This window comes from Acinetobacter sp. CY73 (assembly GCF_059515865.1).
Window position 1 is genome coordinate 1 of record NZ_JCAKMZ010000068.1, and the last position, 805, is coordinate 805.

Genomic DNA, 805 nt, shown 5'->3' on the forward strand with positions numbered 1-805 from the left:
ACAAAGAAAGTTGAATCCTGTGCTTGACTCTTGTCGTTAAAAACAGGACATTTTAAATGGTTTATCGCATAGACATTTTAATTGGTGAATAACACGACTTGTAATGCAATTTGCATTACAGTACTCTTAGTACATTAAATAACTGGGAGATATGATGGCTACTGTTAACTTCAGGATCGATGAAGCCCTTAAAGAAAAATCCTATTCCATCCTTAAAGAACAAGGTATTGCACCTACAGATTTCTTTACTAGTATTCTTGAGTATGTTGCTACGACTGGGAAACTACCTGTCAAAAAAGCTTTGCTTTCAGAAGAAGATGAAGAATTGTTAGCTCTTGTCCGTAAGCGCATTAATGACCCTAAAGAGATGTTTGAGGAAGTCACATTAGATGACTTATAAGCTTTTACGTCACAAGGACTTTACAGCAGAATGGGAAAAACTCCCTGTTGCTATACGAGATCAATTTAAGAAGAAACTAGCCAAAGTCATAGAGCAGCCCCATATTCCAAAGAATATGCTTAGAGGCGATCTTGCAGGCTGCTACAAAATTAAATTATTAAAAGCTGGTGTCAGACTTGTCTATCAAGTTAAAGATGATCAGGTAGTTATCTTGCTCATCACAGTCGGGAAACGAGCTGACAGCATAGTTTATGACGAAGCAAAAAAGCGTATTAAAGACTAAAAATGGGAGCTATAAGCTCCCATTTTTGTGTTATTCACCAATTAAAATGTCTATGCGATAAACCATTTAAAATGTCCTGTTTTTAACGACAAGAGTCAAGCACAGGATTCAACTTTCTTTGT

2 protein-coding genes are annotated in these 805 nt (G+C 36.3%); both read left to right on the forward strand.

Annotation, left to right across the window (positions count from 1 at the left end; all coding sequences use genetic code 11):
* Nucleotides 1-154: 154 nt before the first annotated feature.
* Nucleotides 155-400: a type II toxin-antitoxin system RelB/DinJ family antitoxin gene (locus AC5YD2_RS16140; protein WP_000246755.1), complete on the forward strand. Its 246-nt coding sequence runs from the start codon at nucleotides 155-157 to the stop codon at nucleotides 398-400.
* Nucleotides 390-683, forward strand: coding sequence for a type II toxin-antitoxin system RelE family toxin (locus AC5YD2_RS16145; RefSeq protein ID WP_000221358.1), 294 nt, complete (start codon nucleotides 390-392; stop codon nucleotides 681-683). The genes AC5YD2_RS16140 and AC5YD2_RS16145 overlap by 11 nt, the downstream gene beginning before the upstream one ends.
* The last annotated feature ends 122 nt before the right edge of the window (nucleotides 684-805 follow it).